Raw genomic sequence first — 3,990 nt, 5'->3', positions numbered from 1 at the left:
CCGGCCCGTGTCCACCGCCAGCGGCGCCAGGGCCCCGCCGGCGGAGACCCACACCCGCGCGGGCCCGGCGGGCAGTTCGACCGGTACCCAGGTCAGGGTGGAACCGGGCCGCCGCTCGCCCTTGACGAGCCGGTCGCGGCCGGTCCCGGCCCGGGCGTCGTCGGCGGCGACGGCCACCAGGTTGTACCCGGGCCGGTTCGGCACCACCAGCACCGGGACCTGCCGGGCGCCCAGCCCGAGCGAGCCCAGCAGCGGGCCCCCGGCCACCGGCCGCGCCGGGCCGCCGGATCCGGAGGGGATCCACAGCCCGGCCGCGACCGCGCACGCCACCGCCGCGGCGAAGTACGCCGAGGCGGTGGTGCGGCGGCGCAGCAGCCGGGTGCGCAGGAGCAGCACCAGGCCGAGCGCCAGGGCGGCGGTCAGGACGACCGCCGCCGCGAGGACGGCGCTCACCGTCGTACGACGCTGTCGCTGACCACGAACAGGACGCCGTGCGGCTGGGCGTCCCCGGTGTCGCCGTGCGGCCAGGACGCCCGGTTGAAGCCCACGCAGGGCTTGCCGGTGTTCTCGTCGCGGAAGGAGCGGTCCAGGGAGACCCGGCCGCGCCGGTCGAGGTCGAACATGCACACGCGGTGGTCGCCGCCGCCGCCGAAGGACCCGGCGACGAAGTAGTTGGCGACCGCGATCCGGCCGACGTCCTGCGTCTCGCGGTAGACGCCGTCCGCGCCCCGCCGGAAGTTGTCCATGGCGCCCCAGTGCGGGCCGCCCGAGCTGACGTCGCGGATCGGTACGGTGCTGACCAGCTCCGGGCAGTCCCGCTCGTGCCCGCCCCGGCTCGCCTCGGCCAGCTCGTCGACGGAGCACTTGGCCCCGTCACCGGCGGCGAGGAGCTTCTGGATGTCGAGGACGTAGATCATGCCGGTGGTCTGGTCGAGGGGCTTGCCGTAGGGCACCGACTGGCCCATCACCGTGTGGAAGAGGAACCGGTCGTCGGGGCTGACGGCCAGCCAGCTGCCGTTGTCCCCGCTGCCGGTGACGCCCGGGTCGCGCTGGAAGCTGCGGTAGGCGGTCGTGTCGTCGAAGACCTCCTTCCACTGCGGTGCGGGCGCGGTGATGTCCGGGGTGTAGAAGACGGCCCCGCCGGCCATGGAGGAGACGAACGCGCCCTTGTGGCCGGGCCGGTTGGTCAGCGCGGTCTCCATGACCACCCGGGACTCGCGGAAGAAGGCACGCGGCTCCTGGGCCCCGCGCGGTCCGTCGGCGACCTTGGACACCGAGCGCAGCGCGGGGTTGTTGCGGTCGCTGATGTCGAAGACGCGGACCGTCTGGCGGGCCAGGTTCTCCTTCAGTACCGAGTCGGGCGTCATGAAGTTGCGGGCCTCGGCGAAGTCGCTCGCCACCATGACGTTCAGGTCCTCGCGGACGGCGACCCCGTGCGGGTTCGCGCAGGTCGCTGCGGGCAGCGCCGGGACGTTGCCGCACTGGGCCGGGTCCTCGCCGGCCTCGGTGGCCGCCGGGATCTCGGCGAGGGTCCTGCCGTCCTGCCCGATCCGCACGATCTCGCCGGGGGAGCCGGCGGCGCCGTTGCCGACCCGCACCTGGCCGTTGGTGTAGGTGCAGGGGCCGGTCACGTTCGGGCCGCCCATGTACGTGCCGTACGCGGTGCCGTCGCTCAGCACCTGGTAGGCGTCGGGCAGGGTCCCGCAGGGGGTGTCGACGGTGGAGTTGACCCCGGCGATGGTCAGCGCGGGCAGCGCCTTCGCGTCGAAGACGAAGGTGGTGTCGCTCATGATCCCGCCGGCGTAGATCCGGTCGCCCTTGTGCCACACGTACTGCATGTGGTGCGGCTCGTTGCCGTTGTTGGGGCCGACGGTGACGGTGTTGGCGACCTTGCCGTACGTGGGGGAGCCCGGGGTGGCGTCGATGACCGTCAGGAAGTCGGGCGCGGGCTGCTTGGCCGGGCCGGCCCAGACGAGCATCCACTGCCGTCCGGGGCCGTTGGAGGCCGGTACCAGGTGGTTGGTCGCCGAGTAGGTGACGCCGTCGGTGCCCTGGAAGGTGGAGGTCCAGGTGACCGGCGTGCCGGCGGCGGCGGGTTCCGCTCCGGTGAGCATGGAGGCGGTGAGTCCCACCGCCGACAGACAGAGCGCGAGGCGGCGTATCAGCCTGCCTCGCCGCAGTCCTTGCAGTCTCATTTCTCCGCGTGCCCTCTCCGGGGGATGTCGGCCAGAATGCATAGACCGGCCGGTGGGTGGCTGTATTCGCTGGATCCGCACATTCCGGCCCGTCGGCCGGCACGGGATTCGACGCAATTTTCGGCCCACTGTGACACAGGGGTGCTGGCGGTCCGCTGATAGCGCTCTTACCGCTCCCTGACCGCGCCCCGCAAATCCCCAGAAATGACTGGAATCCCAGGTGAGAGGCCCACGATAGCTCCTTCGGGCCGTTCGGGCCGAAAATGGCCGCGATCAGCGAACCGTCAGTGCTTTACGTGTTCGCATTGCTAATCTCGGCGGAGCGAATTCCTGCCCGTGCGCCGCTTTTCGCAGTAAAGGAGCCGCCGGATGACCGATCTCGAAATGCTGGCCGAGCGGGCGGGCCGGGAACTGGAGGATGCACTCGCACCGGAAATCCTGCGGTGGGCCGCCGATACCTTCGGGAGGAAATTCTGCGTGACCTCCTCGATGGAGGACGCGGTGGTCGCCCACCTCGCGTCCCGGGTGTTCCCGGGGGTGGACGTGGTGTTCCTGGACACGGGTTACCACTTCGAGGAGACCATCGGCACCCGTGACGCGGTGGAGGCGGTGATGGACGTGAACGTCATCACCCTGACCCCGCGCCAGACGGTGGCCGAGCAGGACGCCGCGTACGGGCCCAAGCTCCACGACCGCGACCCGGACCTGTGCTGCGCGCTGCGCAAGGTCAAGCCGCTCGAAGAGGGCCTGACCGCGTACGAGGCGTGGGCGACGGGGCTGCGCCGCGACGAGTCCCCGACCCGGGCGAACACCCCGGTGGTCGGCTGGGACGAGAAGCGGCGGAAGGTCAAGGTCTCCCCGATCGCCCGCTGGAGCCAGGACGACGTGGACGCGTACGTCGCCGAGCACGGGGTGCTGACCAACCCGCTGCTGATGGACGGTTACGCCTCCGTCGGCTGCGCCCCCTGCACCCGCCGGGTGGCGGAGGGCGAGGACGCACGGGCCGGACGCTGGGCCGGGCGCGGCAAGACCGAGTGCGGACTCCACGGCTGATGACCACACATACGGAGAGCAGGCAGATGAGCGTGAGCGACCAGGGCGCCACCGTGTGGCTGACCGGGCTGCCCAGCGCCGGGAAGACCACGATCGCCTACGCGCTGGCGGAGCGGCTGCGCGCGGAGGGGCACCGGGTGGTGGTCCTCGACGGGGACGAGATCCGTGAGTTCCTCTCCGCGGGCCTGGGCTTCACCCGGGAGGACCGGCACACCAACGTGCAGCGGATCGGGTTCGTCGCCGAACTTCTGGCCAGCAACGGCGTGAAGGCCCTCGTCCCGGTGATCGCGCCGTTCGCCGACAGCCGTGAGGCCGTCGCGAAGCGACACGCCGCGGCGGGCACTTCGTACCTGGAGGTGCATGTGGCCACCCCGGTCGAGGTGTGCTCGGAGCGGGACGTGAAGGGCCTGTACGCCAAGCAGGCTGCGGGCGAGATCTCCGGTCTGACCGGGGTCGACGACCCGTACGAGGCGCCGGAAACCCCGGACCTGCGCATCGAGTCGCACCACCGGACCGTCCACCAATCCGCAGCGGAGCTCTACGCGCTGCTCGACCAGAGGGGTCTCGTGTGACCACCGTCGTTCCCCTGCACAAGGCGGCCAGGACCTTGCACCACCTGGACTCGATGGAGTCCGAGGCGGTGCACATCTTCCGTGAGGTGGCGGGCGAGTTCGAGAAGCCGGTGATCCTGTTCTCCGGCGGCAAGGACTCCATCGTCATGCTGCACCTGGCGCTGAAGGCG

3 protein-coding genes and 2 pseudogenes are annotated in these 3,990 nt (G+C 71.4%); 3 read left to right on the top strand and 2 right to left on the bottom strand.

From position 1 onward, the window contains the following. Positions 1–453 (bottom strand): annotated as a pseudogene (locus ACEPPI_RS40065) (hypothetical protein); the annotation flags it as partial. Continuing rightward, a complete protein-coding gene (locus ACEPPI_RS40060; protein ID WP_373920170.1) occupies positions 450–2,195 on the bottom strand; it encodes a hypothetical protein in 1,746 nt (581 codons plus the stop codon). The pseudogene ACEPPI_RS40065 and the gene ACEPPI_RS40060, both read right to left, overlap by 4 nt. A 369-nt stretch (positions 2,196–2,564) precedes the next feature. On the opposite strand from ACEPPI_RS40060, the gene ACEPPI_RS40055 reads away from it, so the two are divergent. The 3 genes and pseudogenes from ACEPPI_RS40055 to ACEPPI_RS40045 form a co-directional block, all read left to right on the top strand. Beyond that, positions 2,565–3,248 (top strand): phosphoadenylyl-sulfate reductase, encoded by a 684-nt coding sequence (locus ACEPPI_RS40055; protein ID WP_373920169.1) that lies wholly within the window; start codon positions 2,565–2,567, stop codon positions 3,246–3,248. Further along, positions 3,248–3,820, top strand: coding sequence for an adenylyl-sulfate kinase (gene cysC / locus ACEPPI_RS40050; RefSeq protein WP_373920168.1), 573 nt, complete (start codon positions 3,248–3,250; stop codon positions 3,818–3,820). Before ACEPPI_RS40055 ends, cysC begins: the two co-directional genes overlap by 1 nt. Continuing rightward, positions 3,817–3,990, top strand: a pseudogene (locus ACEPPI_RS40045) (sulfate adenylyltransferase small subunit); the annotation flags it as partial. The gene cysC and the pseudogene ACEPPI_RS40045, both read left to right, overlap by 4 nt.

The organism is Streptomyces sp. AB3(2024) (assembly GCF_041862025.1).
In the GTDB taxonomy this organism is placed as follows: Bacteria; Actinomycetota; Actinomycetes; order Streptomycetales; family Streptomycetaceae; genus Streptomyces.
The sequence above is the reverse complement of the archived record's forward strand: the minus strand, read 5'-3'. Positions and strand labels throughout refer to the sequence as shown.